This is a genomic window from Eubacterium sp. MSJ-13 (genome assembly GCF_018918235.1).
In the GTDB taxonomy this organism is placed as follows: Bacteria; Bacillota; Clostridia; order Lachnospirales; family Lachnospiraceae; genus Butyribacter.
In genome coordinates, this window is the sequence record NZ_JAHLQE010000082.1 from 1 (window position 1) to 23,123 (window position 23,123).

Below are 23,123 nucleotides of genomic sequence, written 5' to 3' on the forward strand. Positions count from 1 at the left end.
GGGAGAGCATCTGCCTTACAAGCAGAGGGTCACAGGTTCGAGCCCTGTAGGTCCCATTGATAACAATTTAATATTGTTATATGCCGCAGTGGCGGAACTGGCAGACGCCCAGGACTTAAAATCCTGTGGGTAGTGATACCCGTACCGGTTCGATTCCGGTCTGCGGCATTAAGTAAAGGTAAGAGAGATATTGAATTAGATGTTTCTCTTATTTTTTTGTTCAAAAAACAAATTTTATATATTTTATATATTTATATAAAGATAAAAAACGAGAGCTTATGCATATTTCGTAAAGAAGTGGCATAAGCCCTGAGAGATTATGGCAGGCTACTATTATCCTAAAAGTGTTATACATTTTTTTAACCATTCAATATTCATTTCCTCACGCATGATCGCTCCCATCAAAACAAGATAATCTCCAAATTCATCTGCATTGCTGTCTGGTACCTTGTCAAACTTGGTCTGATTGTTTTGCAGGTGTTTTAAACGCGAAGTATGTCTATGTAATTGTTCATCGAGCATGAATTTTCTATCTGACGGCTCAAGACAGTTGCAGAAAAAGATTTTGAGACGTGATACATCTTTAGGGGTTGGCTGTGCTTTTGTTTCCATTGAGAGCCAGTCAATAAAATCCTTGCGTCCTGTTTCCGTAATATGATAGATTTTCTTTTCAGAACCGTTTTCAGATGGTTCAACTTTATAATTAACGCTTTTTTCATCTGTAAGTTTCTTTAATTCAGGATAAATCTGACTATGTTTAGCAGACCAGAACTCGCATAATGTTGATTCAAATTGTTTCATCAAATCATATCCGGTCATCTCTTTTTGATTTAAAAGTCCAAGTATCGCGTATTTTAATGTTCTCATTGTTTTCACTCTTTTCTGATTCATTAGTATGACGCAGTTAATATGCGTTAAATCTATAATATCATATCGTTGAAAAAATCCAACTGTTTTAAAGCATTTATGCGGTAAAAAGTGTGTAGATTACTATAAAAACATTATCAGATTAATGTTATAAATCAGAATATATAAAAATATGATTGCTGTTGGTCACACTATATGTGTGAATAATAATAAATATTAAAAATAATATGAAGATTTTTATATGTAACTATTTACATATAAAAAATGATATGTTAATATATGCATGCATAAAAATGTGTACAAGGGATAAATGCATAGAAGTTTATGTTGAAATGAGATTATCATTATAAAAATGCATAAAAAGGATTTATAGATGAAAACTAAGTATTGAAATTATATTCATTTCATAATAAAGATACATTTAAAATTTGCATTTAGAGATAAAGGGATAAAAAACTATGCATAAGATAAGTACACAAAAATTAAAAATAAGGAGTAATTATATGAACTTAACTAAAAGACGCTGGGTAACTTTAATAGCATGCTGCCTCATCAATCTTTGTTTAGGCTCAATTTATGTATGGAGTGTATTTGCATCTTCGATGGCAGAATTCTTAAGCGCGAGAAATGGAGTTGCCCTGACCACTGCTGACCTGGCAATAGTTTATACGATAGCAAACTCGGTAGGACCGATTACTATGATAACAGGTGGATGGTTCAATGATAAGTTTGGACCAAAAAAGGTTATACTTATTGGTGGCGTAATGGTAGGTGTAGGTATGATAGCATCAGGTTTCGCTACAAGTGTAGGGGCTTTGGTTGTGACATACGGCCTTATATTCGGTCTTGGACTTGGTATGACTTATGGAACTGCCGTGAGCAGTTGTATGAAATTTTTCCCTGATAAAAGGGGACTTATAGGTGGAATCACCACGGCTATCTATGGACTTGGCTCAGTTATTCTTCCGCCTGTCGTAACGATGATAGTTTCAAAATCAAGTGCCCCGACAGCATTTAAGATTGTCGGCGTGGCGTTTCTTATAATAATTGTTGGATGTTCATTTTTGATGGAACAGTGTCCGGCAGATTTTGTTCCGGATGGCTGGACACCGCCGGTTGTTGCTCATAATGATAAAACTGTAAACAAAAACTGGAAGGAAATGCTTAAGACACCTGTATTTTATGTGATGCTTCTATTATTTACCTGTGGTGCGTTCAGCGGAATGATGGTAATCTCACAGGCATCTGCTGTTGCAGTAAATCTTGTTGGAATGACAGCACTTATGGCAAGTACGGCAGTTTCAATCCTTGCTGTATTTAATGCGGCAGGACGAATTATTGCGGGAATCTTATCTGACAAGATTGGTCGTATCAATACATTAACTATTGCTACTGTTTTAGGTGTATGCGGATTGCTTTTGTTATATTTTACAGGACAGGGTGGTTATGCAACATTTTATGTAGGAATTGCCGGTATCGGATTAAGTTTCGGTTCATTTATGGGCGTATATCCGGGATTTACGGCAGACCAGTTTGGTGCAAAGAATAACAGTGTAAATTATGGAATTATGTTTATCGGTCTTGCAGCCGCAGGATATTTTGGACCATCAGCAATGAGAAGCATTTATATGTCAGACGGTGCTTATGAGAGAGCATTCCTTATAGCATGTGCATGTGGCGCCGCAGGATTTGTGCTTACATTTATATATCGTTTTCTTGCAAAGAAACAATAAACAAAAGCTAAATAATCAAATAACAAATTACAGAGTACAAAAGAGTAAATAGTAAAAGACTAAAAAGATAAGTAACTATAAATGTAAAAGGCCATAAAAATAAGTAACTATAAAAAATAAATATTATTCATAAAAGAGAAAGAAAGGAAAAAACAATGGAAAGAAAATATCCACATTTATGTCAACCGATAACTTTAGGTAATGTCACATTCCGCAACCGTATGTTTGCTTCTCCGATAGGTGCGACAGATATTGATAAGGATTGTGTTCCGGGAGAGAGAACAAAGGCATTTTATGAACTTCGTGCAAAAGGTGGAGCGGCAGCGGTAACTATGAGCGAATTAGTTGTTCATCCTGAGACAGACGGTTCACATATGCTTCATCTTGACCTTGCAACTGTAGGTTCACTTGCGGCATTTACTTTTACGGCTGATGCAATCAAGAGACATGGTGCAGTGCCAAGTGTTGAGTTTTCTCATTCAGGTCAGTATGCCGGAACATATATGGCAGACAAAAACAAAAAGCAGGGACTTACACAGTACGGTCCAAGTGACGGTGTCCGTCCTGACGGAATGAAAGTTACAGCTTTAACTAAAGAGCAGATTGCTGATATTGTAAAGCGTTACGGTGAGACTGCCGTTCTTGCAAAGCGTGCAGGTTTTGAGATGATAATGATACATGGTGGACATACATGGCTTTTAAATCAGTTTATATCGCCATACTTTAACCATAGAGAAGATGAGTACGGCGGAAGTTTTGAGAACAGAATGCGTTTTACAATAGAAGTATTAAAATCTGTTCGTGAAGCGGTTGGACCTATGTTTCCGATTGAATTCAGAATGAGTGGTTCTGAATTGTTTGAGGGTGGATATGACCTTGATGAAGGTGTAAGGATCGCTAAGGCTGTTGAGGAATATGTAGACCTTATCCATGTGTCAGCGGGTTCTTACCAGTTTGGATTTTTCAAGACACATCCTTCAATGTTTTCAGAGCATGGAATGAATGTCTATCTTGCAGAGGAGATTAAAAAGCATGTAAGTAAACCTGTTGCAACTATCGGAGGATTAAATGATCCTGAGCAGATGGAGGAGATAATCGCTTCAGGAAAAGCAGATGTTGTCTATATGGGACGAGCTTTGCTTGCAGACCCTTATCTTCCGCAGAAAGTCGTATCAGGAAATGATGATAAGATAGTAAAATGTCTCCGCTGCTTCACATGTATGGCAGAAAGACCTACAACGCAGACAAGAAGATGTACTGTAAATCCACTTATCGGTCGAGAGATAGAGGGAACGGACATAGTTCCAGCGGCAGTTAAGAAAAAAGTGCTTGTTGTCGGCGGTGGCGTAGCAGGACTTAAAGCAGCAGTAACAGCGGCATTGCGCGGCCATGAAGTCATACTTTGTGAAAAGAGTGACAAAGTTGGTGGAATACTTAAATGTGAGCAGGCGATAGATTTCAAACAGGAAATGTACCAGCTTGGATTGTCACTTGAAGCACAGGCAAAAGAAGCAGGTGTTGAGATACGCTGCAATACGGAAGTTACAGCAGAATACGCAGAGGCACTGAAGCCTGATGTAATGATAATTGCCGTAGGTTCAAATCCAATCGTTCCTCCACTCAAGGGAATAGACGGAGATAATGTTATTATCGTAAACAACTATTATCTTGAGAAAGAAAAGGTTGGAGACAGCGTTGTTGTACTTGGCGGCGGACTTGCAGGATGCGAGGCAGCAATACATCTCGCACAGGAAGGCAAGAAAGTACATCTTGTAGAAATGAGGGATGAACTTGCACCTGACGCAAATATCCGTCATCGTCCTATACTTATGCAGATGGTTGACAAATATGTTGAAGCACATACAGGATATCAGGGAATGGAAGTCACAGCTGATGGTGTTATCTGTAAGGATAAGGAAGGAAAAGAAGTGCTTGTTCCGGGAAAATCAGTTGTCTGTGCAGTAGGACAGAGAGCAAACAGAGATGGAGTAAACGCATTGTTAAATGCAGCACCGGTTGTTCGTGAGATTGGTGACTGTGTCCGTCCAAGTAATATTACAAGTGCTATTTATATGGGGTATCATGCGGGACTTGATGTGTAAGGAAATAAATAATTATATATTAATTTAGTATATTTATAAATTTGCCTTATATATATCTAGTGTGTTGATAATGCATGTTAAGAAAAATAAAATGAAAAAACAGAGTCGTTGAGAAATTAACGGCTCTGTTTTTTTACCAATTATGACATAAGAGTGGTTAAAAAATACAATATGTTACATTAATGATAAAATTTTGTTAGACTGTTTACAAGTTAAAGATACATTATAAACAAGCAGTAAAAGTAAATTGCATATTTTGCAGAAAGGATTGGTGGATATTATGAAAAGAACAATGAAAAAAAACATATTTATGGCTACATTAGTTATATCATTTTTTATTGGTATATTGTCGTTTTGGGGAGATAAGAAAGGGGTAAGCGCAGCAACAAGGAAATGTTATACAATTAATAATTATAATACAAGGGTATTTTCTAATACCGGATTAAGTCGTGGAATTGGATGGATATATCCTTCAGATGAATGTTATGTTTATTTAGTAACGGGAAGCTATTCAAAGGTAGCATATCCGACAGCAAGAGGATTAAAAACGGGTTATATTTCGACATCAGCAATTTTGACAGCAACGGGGGGAACTACATATACATCTCGTGGAAAGTTTAATACTTATCGTCGAGATGGTGGAAGTTATTATGGATATGTGGCAGTTGGTGACAGTGTTATGGTTTTGGGAACCAGAGGTGAATATACACAGATTAAATATCCAGTTTCAGGTGGATACAAATATGGGTTTGCAACAACTTCTGATGTAAATACATATTTAATGCCACAGCAGGTAAATAATGTAAATCCAGTACCAGAACAGAATACTGATTCATTGGCAGCACCGGTACCATCTGGTTGTAAATTTAACAAAAAAACAAATGATAATGGCTGGTTTGGTTATCATGACATTAACATAGGAGTATCACTTGGAACTCCTGTTTATGCAATTTCAGATGGTGTTGTTACTTACAAACAGGCTTATAGAACTTTTGCAGGTATTAAATATTTAACAAGTTATGGTAATTTTATTGAGTTTAAATCATCATATGCTAGATACACAGCAAAATATTGTCATTTAAATGGTTTTGCAGGAGCCAATCAGATTATCAGCAGTAGTAGAACTATTCGTAGGAGTGGAAATACAGGATTGTATAATTGTGGAAGTAGAAATGTAAAAAAAGGAGAGGTTATTGGGTATATAGGAAAGACAGGAAATGCAACAGGGGTACATCTTCATTTTGAATTGAGAAAAGATGGAGGAAGAATTGATCCGACTGATGTAATTGGAGGGTTGAGATAAAAAGTAATTAAATAAATATGATATTTGTATTTATTACTTCATTTTGTTAAGAAATGAGCTGTCAATGTTAAATATGGAAAGGATGGTATAAGTTTGTATGAAAAAGGGAATTTTGGTAATGTTAATTGCGGCATTAATATTAGGATGCTATTCTACGGAAGTATTAGCAACATCTAAAAAGAGTTTGGTAAAAAAGGTGGAAAATTTGACAGAAGATTCAATAAAAAATGTATTTTATGCAGATTATGATGGTGATGGTTCTAAAGAAGCTTTTATTGTTACACAAGAAGCGGAGGATAAGCAGACATTGTGGTTTGCTAGTTCAAAACAAGTAAAAAAACTTGAAACAGCAGTACTTGTAAGTAATAAAAAAAATGGAATCTGTAGGATTAATAGCAAGCAAAAATTATTTGTAATTGAAGGTAGTGGAAACGGTTCTGGTTCATGGTCTTACTGCTATTATGTAAAACAAGGAAAGGCACATATGGTAAAGAAAGCTAGTGAAAATTTAAGCCATTTATCAGGAAAAGAGTTTGTCATTTATCCAAGCGAATTTGATTCAAACTGTGATAGTAATGGAAACTGGACAGGGCATACATGGAAAGCATATTATTTGTACTGGACAGGGACTTCATTTAAACAATATATAGGGAAAGAGATATCAGAAAGCAAATTAGGTTCCTATAAAAATGGAAGTAAGTATTTAAAGCAGATAAAAAAGGCAGATTATAAGATAGGAAAAATATTTTATAGAAAAAATGGTATTATAAATATCAATGTTTATAAAAAAAATAAAAGATGGAATTACACTGATTACAATAATGTTACCTTGAGTAAAAAAGGAAAAAAGGTAGTGCTTAAAATTTATGATAAAAAAGGAAAGAATATCATAGAAAAATCGGGGTTTGGTGGAATATATAAAAGTACTTGTACTATTACGAAAAGAGGATAAAAAGTAACTTGATTTTTGGGCTGTACTATTAGTTTAAACTATAAAAGACAGGATTGTTGATTAATCAATATATTCTGTCTTTTTATAGTTGTTTGTATATAAATAAAATATAGTGACAGAAAGATGAATATTTATAAATAAATTCTCTACTTTATAAAAAATGCAATGATAAGTCACAAATAATTGTTATAATGTTCATTCTTATTATTTAACATAATGGTTCAAGACCTTCCTTTTTCAAAGTAGTGTTTATATCATCAAGAGAAAACCCATTTTTAATGCTTTTCATTATAATAAAGTCACGCATATTTCTAGGATAAAGTGGGCTCATTCCAAAACATATGAGTGATTTTTGGATATTATCAATATCATATCCTATAACAATAAAAATCGAAATGAGTTTATTTCGGTTAAGGTTCTTTTTATTACTAAGAAAATCTGATAAATGAGATTGTGAAATAGAACATTCATATGCAAGTTTATTCATACTGTAACCAGCATTATTGATAGCATTTGAAAGTAGATGACGCAGATTTTCCTGGGAAATAAAATCAATTTTGGCATCATCAGTATCTAGATCATTTTCAATTAATTTTAAAATTTCATCAGTATCTAAATTTTCATTTTTCATAATTAGTTAATCCTTTCTGAAATTAAAGAATATATTATGTTCCTGATTAAGTAATCAAACTATTAGGAACAGTTATTATTTTTGTCTAATATGTTATAGCATATTGTGTAGACGTAATGCGTCCATATGAAAATATATACCTTAATAATAAAAATTCATATAGATTAGCGAGTATTTGATAAAACTATCACTGCGAGTGAATGAAGTTAAAAAAAGTAAGGAGTATAATGTGGAAAAAATATAAGGGAGGTAAGTGAAAATGAAAAAGCAAAAAATAGAGATAGTATATGATTCATCACCTCTGCCAGATGAGTATTCAGATAGAGCCAAAAAATGTTATTTATTTTGCGGGATATGCTGTCTGATTGGTGTGGTGATAACTCCGTTGTTAGCTATAGGGGGCATTGGATTTATTTTTTGTTATGCTTTTTTGCAGGAATCATTAGGTTGGAAAAGAGATGATTTAAGAAGAAAGAAATTTAAATTTGTTGAAAATATGGATAATGATAAAATATTTGCAGCGATTCAGCCTGTGCTTATTAGTAAGTATGGTATGGAACTTGAGCGTGGGAAAGAGAATATAGTTGTTATTCATCATAATAAAATAATCTATGATATTCACATAAATGAGGATAACACATTTACAATATGGTGGAGAATGAGTGCTGCCAGAGCATTTTTTGCACCTGATCGCAGAAAAAAAGAGTATGCACAGATTCGTGCAGCTATGGGAATAATTGCATTTGAGATTCAGAGGGCATTTGGAATTAATTCACAGGAAGCAGGTCAGATAGAAAACGGAGGTCAAAGATGAGTGGAATAATCGCTATTATAATATTTGTGTTATCAATCGTAATAACACATATGATATGCAGTAGGTATATTTACATAGGAACTACTGATTGGATAATATCAAAAAAAATTACAGTGTGGGTTATTGTATTTATGACATTACTTGTTATAGCTTCTAAGCTTAATCTTGTTAAAACTCCGGATACTTCAGATGATAAAGACAATAAAAAGATTACTCAGAGGGAGATTAATGAGTATAAAAAGGAATTAAAGAAACAGATGAAAAATGATGAGAGTGAGGTGACATCAGAGGACAGTTCGGAAGATTTAGATGACTATGATGATTCATATAATGACTCAGATGATAGTGCCGGTAATGGCTATATACTGCCAGATAGTTCTAAAAGAAAATTAAAAAAATCCGATTTAAAAGGCTTGTCAAAGGAAGAACTGCGGATAGCCAGAAATGAGATTTATGCCAGACATGGAAGACGATTTAATGATAAAGAACTTCAAAAATATTTTGACAATCAGTCATGGTATGAAGGAACGGTGGCTGCTGACGATTTTTCAGAGGATGCTCTTAATTCGATTGAAAAGAAAAATGCTGCATTTATAAAACAATTTGAATAACAATGGAGAAAATAGGGTGGTAGTTTTATAATAAATTAAATGCCAGCATATTATAGAAACTGATCGTCATCAGATGGAGTATATAAAATAATATCTTCTATATTACAATGTAATATGCGGCATAGATCATTGAGGGTAGTTGTGGTTATGGGTTTGTTTTTTCTGAGTTTGTCTATTGTGGCACTTGAAATGTGATATTTTTTTATTAATGTGTAAGTCGTTTCGTTTGACATTTTAAGTGTTTTCCAAAAAGGTGTATATTCTATCATATCAGAAGCTCCAATCTAATATTACTGTTTGTGGTTTTAGTGCGAGCAGTAACAATGCAATACTAAAAAAAGCATATGGGAAAGTTATGGGCTTGACTATAGTCATTAGAATGACTATAATGAAAGAAAAAATACCATAGATAGGTTAAAAATATTATGCAATAACTATGAAAATAAAAAAGAGATTGCTACAACAATATTTTGTGCAAAATATAGATAATTGATAATAACTGATTCTATATTTTACATGAATTTTTACTAATATGACAACAAGTTTATTCAAGAGTATTATTGTTAAGATTGAAAGCCTCGATCATAAGGTTAATACTATTTTCAATAATGTGAATTTCATCCTGTGACAAGTTCATAAGTTTTTTGTATTTGTCTACCTATCTGGATATTAAGTTCTTTGCGTTTTTTCATATAATAGTACCGTTTTTCATTTCTATATTAAGTAGAAGCATTAAAATGTGTAACAAAGTGATGATATTAGAATTATAAAGAAATGGAAAATAAGAAAGAGTATAATATTACATTAAATAAAAGTATTATGTTGGACGTATAATGTCCATGCTGTGTGATATAACATATGTATTGGAAGGGGACAAATGATAATATGAAGGAAATAAATCAAGTAAGCAGAGTGCTTGAAATTTACACAAGACTTATTGATGGAGAAAAGGTCATAAAAAGAGAACTAGCTGCTGAATATCAAACATCAGAAAAGACGATTCAGAGAGATATAGATGAAATAAGACAGTTTTTGAGTAGAAAAACCGTAATGGATGGCGTTATAGAAGAATTGGTATATGACTTTAATGAAAAAAAGTATTACATAGAAAATAGAAAAACATCAAAATTTAGTGATGCTGAGCTTTTGGCAATCTGCAAGATTTTATTGGACAGCCGGGCTTTTAAAAAAGAACAGATGGATGAAATAATATCAAAGCTCATAGATGGGGGCATTAGAAGTAATCATAATGATATAGTGAAAAGGCTTATTGACAATGAAAAATTTCACTATACGGAGTTGTGCAATGCAACCGATTTTTTTGATACTCTTTGGAAGATTGGTGCAGCTATACAGAAACAGAATTATATAGAAATTGAGTATGGCAGGCTTGTGGATAAAAAAAGTGTTAAACGCAAACTAAGACCGGCAGCAATAATGTTTTCAGAATTTTATTTTTATATGGTTGCATTTATAGATGATGAGGATGTAAGAAAGAATTTTGAAATATTAGAGGATTCATTTCCTACTATTTACAGGATAGACCGTATAAAAAAGATAGATGTACTGAGTGAGAAATTTCATATATTGTACAAGGATAGGTTTGAGGAAGGTGAGTTTCGTAAACGAATACAGTTTATGTTCGGAGGTAAGCTTCAGAGAATAAAATTCAAATATAAGGGCTATTCCATAGAAGCAGTGTTGGACAGGCTTCCAACGGCAAAGGTGCTTTGGGAAGAAGATGGTGTTTATATGGTATCGGCGGAGGTGTTTGGAAATGGGATAAATATGTGGCTTAGGAGTCAGGGAGATTTGGTGGAAAGGGTGGAGTGATGGTAAAAAAGAAAAAGGAGCTGGAATACTGGCAGAAATGGGAGATATCAGCAGATTTGATGATGTGAAGGAAATCCAAAAATTAAGTGGAATGGGACTGGTAGCAAGCAGTTCAGGTAATCATGAAGGACAGACAAAAATCAGTCACAGAGGACGCAAGAGACTTTGGTACTGGTTGTTTCAGGTAGCAAATTCAGCAGTGTCGCATGCGGATGAATTCAAACATCCGGCAACTTAACAGGCACCAATGGCAGCATAGTAATAAAATAAAAGAAGCAAATCCAGAACTCTGTCGAGTGGCTGATGGAAGGCATCGGAGATTGGACAGGGTTCTGGAACAGAAACCCGTAAATGATGGAGTACAGAACGGACGGAATCTGCAAAAGACTAACAGTAAGCTGTAGTGGTATAGAGTCCACTGAGTAAATCAGTACCACGACAGGTAAATGCAGGTTAGTAACAAATCAAACACAAAAACAAGAGCTGTAGCCGGCATTGTTTTTTTCGTGGGGCATGACACCGTCTAGGAGCTTGGCTGGCACTCAGTGTATGGCAGGCAGATGGGACGAAGGAAGTTGGGACATGCTCCCCTTAGACACGGGAGGTTCATCATCATAGTTGATCAGAGGGAAAATAGCCTTTATAAAGCAAAGAAAGAGGATGCTTTATTAGTTATATCTATTTATCAGCTATTCGGTACATGATACTACGATATCCATCACTCTCGACTTTTGTTTTGAGGTAAATAAAAATTTTCAAAGCCTGTAAAATCAATAGATTTCGGCTTGACAGAATAGGAAGGAAATAGCTATATGGTTGTTGACACAGAAAAAGTAAAAAAAATTATTGATGATTTTAGTTATAAAAAGACGGGAAAACATATTGTAAATGATATTTATAGCATGGCGATTGCAAAAGGAGTGAAGAATATTGTTATAGATGCAAGTGAAAAAAATGATATTGTAAGTAATAATGATTTTGAATTTAAATATGATCAAAATGAATTGGTTTTATTGGTTCCAAAAGAATTGAGAGAACAAATTGCTTTTTCAGTAGAATATATTTTTAGCAAATTTGAGGTGTTAGAAAAAGCTATTGCAAATCTTCAAGAACAATTTGATATAGATAGGTTTTCAAAAATAAAGAGTGCTATAGATGAGTTAGAAAATGTTCAAACAGAAGGATTGGAAAAAAGAAAAGGAATATTAGAAAATCATATATCTAATGTTTCAGATTCATTGAACAGCATTATGGGAAATATAGAAAAGGTAGTAAAAACGATTAATGCTATTCCTAAAGAGAGAAGAAAACGATTAAAATTCTCAATACAAAAGAAATCCTCAATACAAGAAATTTTAAAAGATGTTCAGCTTGGTCGCGAAGAAGTAGAGATGTTAGTTTTGGGAACTCAAGTATGTGCCGAAATGAATCTCGTAATTGGATGTAAAGAACCGGCAGAAAAAATAATAAAAAAAAGTATAGCTTTTTTGGACGATAAATATAAAAGTGGCGATTTTAAAAGAGTTGAACAGTGGAATGAGGCTAAGGATGGTTATTGGGAACAAGAAATAGAAAACAATATAATAAAGTTAGAAAGTTATATTACAGAAATAGAAGAAATGGATGATAAAATAACTATTAAAATTTGACTTGACAGGAGAAAATAAAAATGAGTGATAATAAGTATGAATGGGAAGAAACTGAATTTGATCATAAGGCAGCAATCGGGGGTGTTGCAACTGTTATAGGTAGTATTATTGGATTAGGGATAAAAGCATTTAGTAGTATTAAAAAAGCAAATAAAGATATGCAGATTGCAAGAGATAAAGACGAATTGAATAGGTTAAATTCAAAATTTATCAAAACATCAAGTGATAGAAATAGAATACGAGAGTTAAATAGAGATATTAATAATTTAAAAAAATAACAGATATTAATTAAATACTGTAAGGAGAGAGAATAGAGAGGACATAAAAATGAGTGATAAATATGAATGGGAAGAAACTGAACAGGACAATAAGGTTGCAAAGGGGATTGTTGCTACAGTTTTAGGTCTTTTGGCGTTTGGTGCAAGTGTGTTTAGTGGTAGTAAACAAACCAATAAAGATGTATGGATTAATAGAGATAAGGATAAATTAAAAAATTAAAGAAACATCGTTGGCAAAATTATAAAAAAATATAAACAATTAAAAAATAACAAATATTTATTAAATACATAGGGAAAATGAATATGTCAGATTTTGAATTAACAGATGAAAGATTACAGAAAAAAAGAGACATAGTAAAGAGAGGGATAGATAGTTGTGCAAGATATTCAACAGATAGAGTTTATTTTTATGGAAATTTGACTGATAAGGCTTTTTTTGCAGCTAAACAAAGTTATGCTGGCAAAGTAAATAGGGAGATGGTTCTTGGTATGATTGATAATACTATTACAGGAAGTGCGAAAAATGGATTATTGCTTGCTGTTGATGGAATCTATTATAAAAGAATGTTGGAAAGTCCGGGGTATATTTCTTATGCAGATGCTGCCGAAAATGAAAAATTATTGAAAATGAAATTGGGAGATGATTTTATGATCAATAATTTAAATAAGATGGTAAAAGAGATACATGCAGTTGATAATCTAACATTAAACGAATTTTTGGAAAAAGCAAATGAAAAGGTAATTAATATAGATAAAACAATTGATTCTGTTAATGAAGTTTTTACAACTGCTCAGGGTTTGTTTAATAAATGGTTTAAATAAAATTATATTTGGAGGAGAGAAATGTTTTATAAGGATGCAAGACGGCAAGCAGATTTAAAACTTGAAGATATGACTGATACTGTAAATTCAAAATATTTGAGTGTGAATAAGAAACTTGAGGATTTAAAAGATAATTGTAAAAATATACCTTTTATAATAAATCAAGTGGAAAGTTTTGAAGGTCGCATATCAGGGACACCACAAAATCTGAAAATTGAAAGTCGTGATTTGATACATATAAATTCATTAGTGGAACAATTAAATACATTTGATCATTCTTTGGAAAATAATAATCAAAATAAAATATTTAATTCTTCAAATGCTTTAAAGCTGGTTGGGACAATAAGTCCTTTCACAAGATTGGTTACTACAGTTGTTACAACTAAGAAGAATAAAGATAAATGTAAAAATTCATATGAGAAACTTGCAGAAATGCAGGATGAATATGAACAATTAAAGGAGTTTGAAATTCTTATTGAAAAAAAGAAGCGTATTATCATGGGGTTAAAAACAAAAATATATCAATACTTAATTAAATTACAAAATGAAGAAATTACAGATTATAAACAATTTGATCAGTCTCAGAAAAGTGATTTTCAAACAATGATTTTAAATGTTATGACTTTAAAAAAAGAACTTGAGGATTGGTAGATATGGATATTAAAGCACTGGACTACTTAGAATATATAGAAATTGATAAAGAAAAATTGGATGATCTTAATATAGTTTGTGATAAATGTGATTGCTTGGTATCTGTTTTTGCTGGAGTATGTGCAGGAATAGTAGATATATTTTTGGTAGGAACTCCAGAATTTAGTGCACTAGGGAAAGTTACGGATAAAGCAGTAGATAACATTGTTATGAAATTTGCCAAAATGGCAGGTTGGAATCCAAAAATAGAAAAAAATGGAGATGTTGCATCAGCGATTGGTTTTTTAGAGAATAAGTATAAGGTAAACTATGATCAGACAAAAATGATACAGGTTGGGAGAGAATTTCAATTAAATACAAAAAATCATCATTTGAAATCATTGGCGCATGCTCCAGACGTTATAGGTTTGTTTTTTTCTATTATAGATCAATTTATCGGAGCATCTAGTTTTATAAGTAATGGACGAGTTATTACTATAAAGAATGAAGAAACAGGTTTTGAACTAAGAGGAAATAATTTTATATCAAAATTATACTGTGGTTTTTGTAATTGGATAGGACATGTAATGTCTGATATAGCTGGAAGTTCAGGAAGCCGTAGAAAAGAAAATGGTGGTCGTGGAATGGGGTTGCCAGTACCATTTATGGAGTTGTTTCAATTATGTGATTTTGGAAGATTGAAAGGAAACAGTGGGGAAATAGTAACTTTATCAAGAATTATGGAACAGGTGTTTATAAATGGATATGATGCGAGGTTTGCTGTTACATTAGGAATTCCTATGATTTTACAGAGCTTGATGATAAAAGTGTTTTGGGTGTTAAAAGGTCGGTTTTATAAAAAGAAGGAATGGAAAAATCTTATACCTGATAAATCACATGGAGATTTAAGAATTATGTTACTAATTGGAAATGCAACATTGTGTTTGATAGATGGGACAGATGCAATAATACGCTCAAAGGGAAATGCCTTTTGTTTTATAATGCATATTAATATCATTGCATGGTTTAAGCTTATTGCAATGGCAATTTCTGAAATAAAAATAAGATATGGATACGATATTGCTAAAAAACTATTTGATATGTGTTATAATTGGATGCCATATGATGTTATAGAAAATTATATGCTTATAGAAAATAAAGAGATTAAAATAATTAAAACATTTAATTGTTTTTTGAGTGAACAACAAAGTTTATACACAGAATTTAATAATAAAACAAGTAGTTACTCATTTTTAAATGAAGGAACAGATAAAAATGTTATGATAGCTGCTGATATAGCGAGAAAATCAGGTGTAGAACAGGAAGATATTGATTCAGTAAATAATTTAGATGATTATTTTAGTAAGCGTCAAATATTTTGAGAAATTAGGAGGTAAGTTAAAGATGAAAAAGAGTAAAAAGGATAAAAATATAAAAAAATGGAAAAGAAGAATAAAAATTATCAAAATTACAACTAAAATGCTTGGGGTGATTTTTCCAATAGTTGTTTTAGGTGGAATAAAAGTAATTTTAAATAAGATTAAGGACTGATTTTTGAAAGTATAAATAATTGTAGCTAATATTTGGGAGGTGATCTTTTTTGTGGATATTATATTCAATCACAAAGCCTAGATTATGCCCATTCTGTCACAAACCCTACAAGGTAGATTTACTTAAAAGGTGCAAATACTGCCACAAATCACTACGGGGCATAGTTTGGTAAAACTTAATATTAAAAATTATTTATGAGGCTGTCGCAATAAGAGAAAATATGCACAATTATAGATACTTAAGAGTAACTAATTGTATATTTTGTATGAATTTTCTTATTGTGGCAGCTTCTTTGTATTCGTAAATATATTTTACAAATAGTATCATTAAATTGTAATACAGATTTGTACATATTTGCAAAAGCAAAAAGGAGAAAATTGTTGGAATATAGTTGTAAAATTGCTGTTCAAAATAAAGAGTGATTAAAGTATAATAGGAGATAAAGTGTTGGTCTATGCAAAGAAAAAGACTAAGGAAGTTTCAGACGATTAAGTTTAAATATAACAGCATATTTTATGGAGGGACAAAATGTATCTTGAGAGTGACCTGGTTCGTATTGGCAAAAGGGAAAATAATAAAAAGAGAAATTACCTTGTTGTGAACAGGCTTCAGGGAAAGCACATTCCGGTTTCACCTAGTGAAGCATTGAGGATGTTTGATGCGTTGGCAGATATCGTGAAAGAAAATTATCGGGGAGAGAAACTATTGCTGATCGGATTTGCGGAGACGGCAACGGCAATCGGGGCTGAAATCGCTGTAAAGATTGGGGCATATTATATTCAGACAACAAGGGAGATGGTTCGGGATGTAAATTACCTGTTTTTTTCAGAAACACACAGCCATGCGACAGAGCAGAAACTTGTCAGGGAGGATATTGATAAGTTTATTGGAGAGGTGGACAGGATTGTTTTTATTGAAGATGAGGTTACAACCGGAAATACGATTTTAAACATTGTCAATATATTGGATGAGAGATATGGTGGTACAGCTAAAAAGTGTGTTGTTGCCTCAATCTTAAATGGTATGTCAAAAGAGCATTTGAAATCTTATGAGAAACGAGGGATTCCTGTGCATTATCTGGTAAAAATAGATAATAGTAAATTTGGAGAGATTGCAGAAAGTTATCATACAGATGGAAAATATATTGTTGCTGATACTAAAAAGAGTTTTGAGATAATGCAGTTTGAGGTTAATGGCTGGATGGATTCAAGAAGAGTTGTAGATGCGAATGATTATAAGAAACATTGCATAGGATTATGGAAGGATATTTGTGAGAAGATTGATTTTAAGTCGGGCAGCAGTGTTCTTGTTGTAGGTACGGAGGAGTTTATGTATCCGGCTCTTTTTGTTGGTTCGTGTATTGAGAAACTTGGGTGCAGTGTGCGGAGTCATTCAACTACAAGAAGTCCGATTGAAGTTTGTTGTGGCAGGGGGGTAAAACTGGATAGTATGGATAAAATATCAGATGGCAGCGAGAAAGTTGAAAAAGATACATATCCTGTTCATGAGAGGTATGAACTTCGCAGTTTATATGATGATGAAAGAAGAACTTTTATTTATGATATAGCTTCATATGATAAAGTGCTGATTTTAACAGATTCGCATTATGGTGGTGATGCGGGGATAAATTCGCTCGTAAATGCATTGAGAATAAAGAATAACGATATTTGTCTGGTGAGATGGTGTTAGAATGTGGCTTGTGGCTGCAATTGTTGTTGTCCACAATATAGATGTAAAAAGTAATACTGATATTAATGTGATGGAGGATGCAGTTTGAGAAGTTCATATAAAGAGGATGATGTAATCTTATTATTAAAGGATATAACAGGGCTTGTAGAACCACAGCCGACAGAAGAACGTGAGAAACTTATTCAGTCGGGAAAACATTACAGTGAGATGCTTCCGATAGAATATGTTCCAACTGAAAAATATATGGAAACTTACAGGGAAGCATTAAAGTTTTATTCGGGAGTTGTTGCGCGGGCTGTTGGTGTGGTTGCTGATAAGATAATTAAGTTAAAGGGGGAAAATGTTGTTCTTGTTTCTCTTGCAAGAGCTGGTATTCCTATTGGGATTCTGATAAAAAGATATATCAGATTTAGATATGGTCTTGATGTGCCACATTATTCCATTTCTATCATAAGGGGACGGGGAATAGATGATAATGCGATGAAGTATCTTCTTGAAAGGTTTAAAGCGGGGCAGCTTCTTTTTGTTGACGGCTGGATTGGAAAGGGTGCTATTTTAAATGAGTTAAAGAAGGATATTGCTGCATATGATGGTGTTTCTGATGATATTGCAGTTGTTGCTGATCCGGCAAATGTTACAGAGCTTTGCGGGACACATGAGGATATCCTTATACCGAGTTCATGTCTTAATAGTACGGTGTCGGGGCTTATCAGCAGAACTTTTTTGAGAAGTGATATTATCGGAAAAAATGATTTTCATGGTGCTGTTTATTATGGTGAGTTAAAAGATGCTGATCTGTCATACCAGTTTATAGAAGCTATTGAAAATCAGTTTGTGTTAAATGATAAAGTGGATGAAAGATGTTTGTTTAAGTCAGGTGAGTCAGCTATTTGTGAGGGGGATTCGGGATATAATGAAAGCTTTGCAAAAATGGCAGACAAAGAGATAGAGAAGGCTGGTGGGAAAACAGAAAGTGATATTGTGTTAAAGGGAATTGATGAGGTAAAAAAGATTGCGCAGGATTTTTGCATTGATGATATAAATTTTATCAAGCCCGGAATCGGTGAGACAACAAGGGTTCTGTTAAGGCGTGTTCCATGGAAGGTGCTGGTTGCTGAAAAAAATAAAGATGCCAGGGAACTGAGGCATCTTATAAGGCTGGCGGCTGAAAAAAATGTGCCTGTTGAGTACTATCCGTTAAGAAATTATAAATGTTGTGGTATTATAAAACATTTATCAGATGTTTAGAGTATTTAGGATGTGTTTTTAATATTTGTTATGGTCAGGCAGCACAGCGGATTGTGAATATCCGCTTGACTATTTTTGATTTGATACTTTGAGAATATAAATATTATGGGAAAAAGAAATTATGAATCTTTAATGCCATAATTCTCGGCAAGGTATAATGTTTTTTGTGCCCAGTTGGAATGAGTTTTGTATTCATTCATGCGTTCTTTGGTGACATTTCCTGAAACAAGAGAATCATTTTTAGTGTTCCAGTTCAATATTTCAAGTGCATCGTCATAATTTTTACGGGATACTTTATATTCGCTGTTTACGATGGAGATCTGGTTTGGGTGTATAACAGTCTTTCCGATAAAACCACATAGTTTATCGTCTTTGATCTCTTTTCTAAGGCAGTTTTCCCAGTTTGCACCTGAATAATATTCAAATACCGGTCCTGATATTACATAGTCCATGCCATAGACAGTGACAATATCAGAAAAAATATTTGCAATAGGTGATATTTTATGTATTGATTCATCACATTCTCTTCTGAAACCGAAAAGGTTCGACAGGTCATTTCCACCGACCCTGATATTTAAGACATATTCTTTGGCGAGATCAAGTTTATCTTTTAATATGTAGAAATCGTCATATCTGTGTCGCAGGTTTACTATTGAATAATTTTCGTAGATAGGCATAAAATATTTTGTATGTTTATGTATGGAATTTACTTTTTGGAGTTGTTCTATATAAATATCTGCATTTTCAATACAGAATTTTGGGATTATATAACCTGTTATTATTTCGTTACTTTCACCGAGCTGTTTATCAAGAAAAATTAGCTGTTCGGGGTTTCTGACTCTGATAAATATTTTTGGAAGGTAAAAGTCTGCATTTGTCTGTAATTCTTCATAAATAGTATTTATTGTGGAAATAAGCTGGTTTTGGGCTTCTTTTACAAAATTGTCGTTTATAGTATCTTCAAGGCAAAGGGCAAGTGAGTAGCCTGAACCAAATTTTCCGGAAATAATATATTGTGCCAGATTTTCTTTGTCAGCGGGGCTGTACAACAGTGCACCAACGCTGTAATAGATAGAACTGTTTTTCATAACCTGTTAAAACTCCTTTAAAATTATTTATTGCTTTAGTTGCTCATGTAAATAACATGATAGCACACAATATATAAAAAAAGTAGTCGGAATATGTTGTAATAAATCAATACATTTCTAACATTTTTATTAAATATTTAAACCTTTTTCTATAATCCTTGTATATTAAATTAGCTTATGTTAAAATGGTAAAAGATGGTTAAAAATTGTATGTTTTCACATAGAAAATGGAAAAACATTTCGGTTAATGATTTTGAGGGGGAGAGATGGAAAAAGAAAAAAAAGGCATCAGAATTTCATTTAACTCACCTGTCATACTGGTATTTTCAATTGCCTGCCTTTGTGTGCTTGGACTTGGATATGTGACAGGTGGTGTTTCAGATAAACTGTTTTTTTGTGTCTATAGGTCGTCATTTACAGATCCATTGACTTATTTCAGATTTTTTGGCCATGTTCTCGGCCATGCGAATTGGGAACATTTTTTAGGTAATATTATGATGATACTCGTGGTTGGCCCTCTGCTGGAGGAAAAATACGGCTCAGCGGATACGCTGCTTGTGATACTTGTCACAGCTTTTGTTACGGGTGTCATTCATTTTATATTTTTTCCTGATGTTGCTCTGATGGGAGCGAGTGGTGTTGTTTTTGCATTTATACTGCTTGCGAGTATGACGAGCATAGAGGATGGAAAGATACCGCTTACATTTATTCTTGTTGCAGTCATTTATATAGGCGGACAGATACATGACGGACTTTTTGTACATGACAATGTATCAAATCTTACACACATAATCGGAGGTGTGGTCGGTTCAGTGCTTGGAATCGCGATGAATAAGTGTAGAGTTAGCAAATATTGAGGTGAGTAAATTGACATTAAAACATATAAAGCTCCAAAGCCTTGATGATTTTTTTGTTCCGCTTAGCGGACGCAGTGAAAAAGGAATTTATTTTTATCGTTTCAACAACACATCTGAGGATATAGAAAAATTTATCTACAGATATTATAATGCTGCCAGAAAATCTGGAGTTGTCATAGATGGAAAGATTGGAAATCCTACTGAAAACAATCTTTCATACTATGAGGAGATCATGGGACGGGATTTTCAGATGAGCATGGGATTTATTTCCAGTGCTTTAAAGAAGTGGCTGCCGCGTATGGGAGCATTTCAGCGTGAAAATATCGCAGGTGCTATATACGATGTGCTTGACGGTCTTAGAAGAAATGGTAAGAATGAAAATATGCTTAAAAATGCATATATTAAGTTTATGTGCTGGCTTTATTACAAGTTTGAGAGTGTTGTAAATCAGATGAATGGCGAGAATATTCCAAAGATTCTTTTTATAGGAGATATTGTCGGGTATGAGTTTATGCTGATAAATGTTCTGGCTGATGCCGGATGCGATGTTGTGTTTGTTCAGCCGCATGGTGATACTTCATATCTCAAAGTTGATGCTTCTCTTGAAAAGTCGTTTGAATATACAGATAGTGGAATGAAAAGATTTTCACCGGATTTCAGTATAAAAGGTCTTTTACAAAAGAATGATATGAGCAGCCGAAGTCCAGATGTTTCAGGACAGAAAAAGCACACATTAAACTGCACCAATGTCTGGATAACCGGAAAGGGCATTGATGATCTGTTGCAGCCTGTTTCAGCTAGAAAAGCGAAGTTTGATGAACTTAAAAGTAAGGAACATTCAGATGACCTCACAGCACAGAATGTTTCAGATACAGCCTTAAATGGGATTCAGAGTGCCGGAAAGAGGGAATTATTTTATAACTGTTATATCAGGATAAATGGTGTATGGGATAAACTTACATATGAAAATGATCTTTATCAGTTCTATCTTTCCCTCAAGGCGATGGAGAAAAATATCGTTGTTGTGAGTGAGGCCGTCCCAAAGCCTGATACGGACGAGATAGCGAAGATAAAAAGAGGAAATTACAGAGATGTGCATCAGCTTATAAAAGACCTTCAGGTAAATATACAGTTTCCGGAGAACCCCGTTGTAAGAGGTTTTATGGTTAATGCTTTCATAGATGTTATTTATGATGAGGCTGCAAGGCTTGGACAAAATGTAAATCTAAATAAACTTTTAAATAAGGCTGTATATCTTCTATGTTATATAAACAGGTATCAGACAGCTTTGTTTAAGGGTTTAAATGACGATATGGTGTCCTGTTTTATCTATATGGGCGGCTGCAGTGATGAAAATGAGGCTTTGTTTATGAGGTTTCTTGCAAGGACAAGGACAGATGTATTGATATTGTGTCCAAATGCAGGGAAAAAGTGCTGCCTTGAGGATAAACTTTTATATGAGATAAATTATCAGGAGCAGCTTGCGGTTAAGGAATTCCCGATACAGAGTGGAGCAGCACATATCGGGACGGTGGCATATCATGCGGAGAGAGAGCTTGATGATATTATGTACAATGATGATACATTGTTTAGAAATCAGCAGTATGGTAAGGCCAATACGATATCATTGCAGACTATGGACAGTGAGATAAAGATATTGTGGGATACGGAATTAAAATACAGGCCGGGATTTTCAACAGTTGACGGCATTGTAAATATTCCCGTAATGTTCTCGAAGTTTTCAGGTGTTAAGGATAAAAATGTTAAGGAGTACTGGATAATGTTAAAACAGCTCATGACCCCTGAAACATTGGTGATTGACAGAGCACCGCATTTTTCTGCTGCAGATCCGAATCCAATGCGGATGTTTGCTACAGAGTTTTTTAAGAATGGCAGGCTTCACAGAAATGCGATAAAAAGTCACAGGGCATATCAGTATGGATTTCTGAGAGAGGAGATGCAGGAGCACATTCTTGATAAACTTGAACTTCTGATAGAGCAAAAGTCGGTTAAGGGAACTTTTGAAAATGGAACGGAGTATACGATAGTTGCTATGGCGCTCAATCTTCCTAAGGAAGTGACAAGGCTTTTACAGGCATTTGATTTTACAAAGAAAAATCCTAAGCTGCTCTATATAAATACTTCAGAGGCGATGATATCGCTGGAGGACACTATATATATATCTTTTTTGAATCTTCTGGGGTTTGATGTTGCTTTGTTTGTACCTACGGGGTACAATATGGAAAATCATTTTAATATGAAACTGATGGAAGAACACCAGATAGGAGATTATATGTATGATCTTCAGATACCAAACTGGAACAGTATTTCATTGAGTGTACACACATCATGGCGTGACAGGTTGTTCAGACGTGGGTGATAGTATGAAAATGCTCAGAAATGGGGATTAGTATGAAAAATACTGCTGTCTGTAGTTTAGTAATAAATTCAACATAATAAAAAAG

The 23,123-nt window shown here is 33.7% G+C and carries 23 protein-coding genes and 1 tRNA gene; 20 read left to right on the forward strand and 4 right to left on the reverse strand.

All coding sequences use genetic code 11. The annotated features are described in order from the left end of the window. Positions 1-82: 82 nt before the first annotated feature. Positions 83-168 (forward strand) — tRNA-Leu (locus tag KQI69_RS04935). A 165-nt stretch (positions 169-333) separates the two neighbouring features. Here KQI69_RS04935 and KQI69_RS04940 read toward each other — a convergent pair. Then, entirely contained in the window at positions 334-867 is a 534-nt protein-coding gene (locus KQI69_RS04940) for a PadR family transcriptional regulator (RefSeq protein ID WP_216564239.1), read from the reverse strand. Between the two features lie 503 nt (positions 868-1,370). On the opposite strand from KQI69_RS04940, the gene KQI69_RS04945 reads away from it, so the two are divergent. The 4 genes from KQI69_RS04945 to KQI69_RS04960 all read left to right on the forward strand — a co-directional run bounded on the left by KQI69_RS04945 (position 1,371) and on the right by KQI69_RS04960 (position 6,957). Beyond that, a complete protein-coding gene (locus KQI69_RS04945) occupies positions 1,371-2,600 on the forward strand; it encodes an OFA family MFS transporter (protein WP_216564240.1) in 1,230 nt (409 codons plus the stop codon). Between the two features lie 155 nt (positions 2,601-2,755). Further along, entirely contained in the window at positions 2,756-4,702 is a 1,947-nt protein-coding gene (locus KQI69_RS04950; RefSeq protein WP_216564241.1) for an FAD-dependent oxidoreductase, read from the forward strand. Between the two features lie 280 nt (positions 4,703-4,982). Then, positions 4,983-6,005 carry a M23 family metallopeptidase gene (locus tag KQI69_RS04955; protein ID WP_216564242.1) on the forward strand — a complete coding sequence of 341 codons (1,023 nt, stop codon included), beginning with the start codon at positions 4,983-4,985 and terminating at the stop codon, positions 6,003-6,005. A 97-nt stretch (positions 6,006-6,102) separates the two neighbouring features. Then, a complete protein-coding gene (locus KQI69_RS04960) occupies positions 6,103-6,957 on the forward strand; it encodes a hypothetical protein (RefSeq protein WP_216564243.1) in 855 nt (284 codons plus the stop codon). 208 nt (positions 6,958-7,165) lie between these two features. On the opposite strand, the gene KQI69_RS04965 is transcribed toward KQI69_RS04960, so the two are convergent. Next, positions 7,166-7,588: a helix-turn-helix transcriptional regulator gene (locus KQI69_RS04965; protein ID WP_216564244.1), complete on the reverse strand. Its 423-nt coding sequence runs from the start codon at positions 7,586-7,588 to the stop codon at positions 7,166-7,168. Positions 7,589-7,847: 259 nt separating this feature from the next. On the opposite strand from KQI69_RS04965, the gene KQI69_RS04970 reads away from it, so the two are divergent. Next, positions 7,848-8,402: a hypothetical protein gene (locus KQI69_RS04970; RefSeq protein ID WP_216564245.1), complete on the forward strand. Its 555-nt coding sequence runs from the start codon at positions 7,848-7,850 to the stop codon at positions 8,400-8,402. Further along, positions 8,399-9,013 carry a YARHG domain-containing protein gene (locus tag KQI69_RS04975; RefSeq protein ID WP_216564246.1) on the forward strand — a complete coding sequence of 205 codons (615 nt, stop codon included), beginning with the start codon at positions 8,399-8,401 and terminating at the stop codon, positions 9,011-9,013. Before KQI69_RS04970 ends, KQI69_RS04975 begins: the two co-directional genes overlap by 4 nt. A 50-nt stretch (positions 9,014-9,063) precedes the next feature. Here KQI69_RS04975 and KQI69_RS04980 read toward each other — a convergent pair whose 3' ends face one another. Then, complete coding sequence (locus KQI69_RS04980; protein ID WP_216564247.1) at positions 9,064-9,282, reverse strand: helix-turn-helix transcriptional regulator; 219 nt, start codon at positions 9,280-9,282, stop codon at positions 9,064-9,066. A gap of 616 nt (positions 9,283-9,898) precedes the next feature. Here KQI69_RS04980 and KQI69_RS04985 point away from each other — a divergent pair. From KQI69_RS04985 to KQI69_RS05035, 11 genes are all read left to right on the forward strand, one after another. Beyond that, entirely contained in the window at positions 9,899-10,846 is a 948-nt protein-coding gene (locus KQI69_RS04985; protein ID WP_216564248.1) for a YafY family protein, read from the forward strand. 28 nt (positions 10,847-10,874) lie between these two features. Further along, complete coding sequence (locus tag KQI69_RS04990; RefSeq protein ID WP_371818738.1) at positions 10,875-11,084, forward strand: transposase; 210 nt, start codon at positions 10,875-10,877, stop codon at positions 11,082-11,084. A gap of 574 nt (positions 11,085-11,658) precedes the next feature. Further along, positions 11,659-12,495 carry a hypothetical protein gene (locus KQI69_RS04995; RefSeq protein WP_216564249.1) on the forward strand — a complete coding sequence of 279 codons (837 nt, stop codon included), beginning with the start codon at positions 11,659-11,661 and terminating at the stop codon, positions 12,493-12,495. Positions 12,496-12,515: 20 nt separating this feature from the next. Continuing rightward, a complete protein-coding gene (locus KQI69_RS05000; RefSeq protein ID WP_216564250.1) occupies positions 12,516-12,773 on the forward strand; it encodes a hypothetical protein in 258 nt (85 codons plus the stop codon). Positions 12,774-12,822: 49 nt separating this feature from the next. Further along, positions 12,823-12,993, forward strand: a complete 171-nt coding sequence (locus KQI69_RS05005) for a hypothetical protein (RefSeq protein ID WP_216564251.1) — start codon at positions 12,823-12,825, stop codon at positions 12,991-12,993. 83 nt (positions 12,994-13,076) lie between these two features. Further along, positions 13,077-13,595, forward strand: a complete 519-nt coding sequence (locus KQI69_RS05010; RefSeq protein WP_216564252.1) for a hypothetical protein — start codon at positions 13,077-13,079, stop codon at positions 13,593-13,595. Positions 13,596-13,616: 21 nt separating this feature from the next. Continuing rightward, positions 13,617-14,246 (forward strand): hypothetical protein, encoded by a 630-nt coding sequence (locus KQI69_RS05015; protein WP_216564253.1) that lies wholly within the window; start codon positions 13,617-13,619, stop codon positions 14,244-14,246. A 2-nt stretch (positions 14,247-14,248) separates the two neighbouring features. Next, a complete protein-coding gene (locus KQI69_RS05020; RefSeq protein WP_216564254.1) occupies positions 14,249-15,607 on the forward strand; it encodes a hypothetical protein in 1,359 nt (452 codons plus the stop codon). Positions 15,608-15,629: 22 nt separating this feature from the next. After that, positions 15,630-15,776 carry a hypothetical protein gene (locus KQI69_RS05025; protein ID WP_216564255.1) on the forward strand — a complete coding sequence of 49 codons (147 nt, stop codon included), beginning with the start codon at positions 15,630-15,632 and terminating at the stop codon, positions 15,774-15,776. A gap of 528 nt (positions 15,777-16,304) precedes the next feature. Then, positions 16,305-17,465, forward strand: a complete 1,161-nt coding sequence (locus tag KQI69_RS05030) for a phosphoribosyltransferase domain-containing protein (protein WP_216564256.1) — start codon at positions 16,305-16,307, stop codon at positions 17,463-17,465. Between the two features lie 84 nt (positions 17,466-17,549). Beyond that, complete coding sequence (locus tag KQI69_RS05035; RefSeq protein WP_216564257.1) at positions 17,550-18,713, forward strand: cysteine protease StiP family protein; 1,164 nt, start codon at positions 17,550-17,552, stop codon at positions 18,711-18,713. Between the two features lie 119 nt (positions 18,714-18,832). On the opposite strand, the gene KQI69_RS05040 is transcribed toward KQI69_RS05035, so the two are convergent. After that, positions 18,833-19,801, reverse strand: coding sequence for an HpcH/HpaI aldolase/citrate lyase family protein (locus KQI69_RS05040; protein ID WP_216564258.1), 969 nt, complete (start codon positions 19,799-19,801; stop codon positions 18,833-18,835). Positions 19,802-20,067: 266 nt separating this feature from the next. On the opposite strand from KQI69_RS05040, the gene KQI69_RS05045 reads away from it, so the two are divergent. Both KQI69_RS05045 and KQI69_RS05050 read left to right on the forward strand, forming a co-directional pair. Then, entirely contained in the window at positions 20,068-20,658 is a 591-nt protein-coding gene (locus tag KQI69_RS05045) for a rhomboid family intramembrane serine protease (RefSeq protein WP_216564259.1), read from the forward strand. Positions 20,659-20,668: 10 nt separating this feature from the next. Next, a complete protein-coding gene (locus tag KQI69_RS05050; protein ID WP_253289005.1) occupies positions 20,669-23,038 on the forward strand; it encodes a YceG family protein in 2,370 nt (789 codons plus the stop codon). Positions 23,039-23,123: the final 85 nt, after the last annotated feature.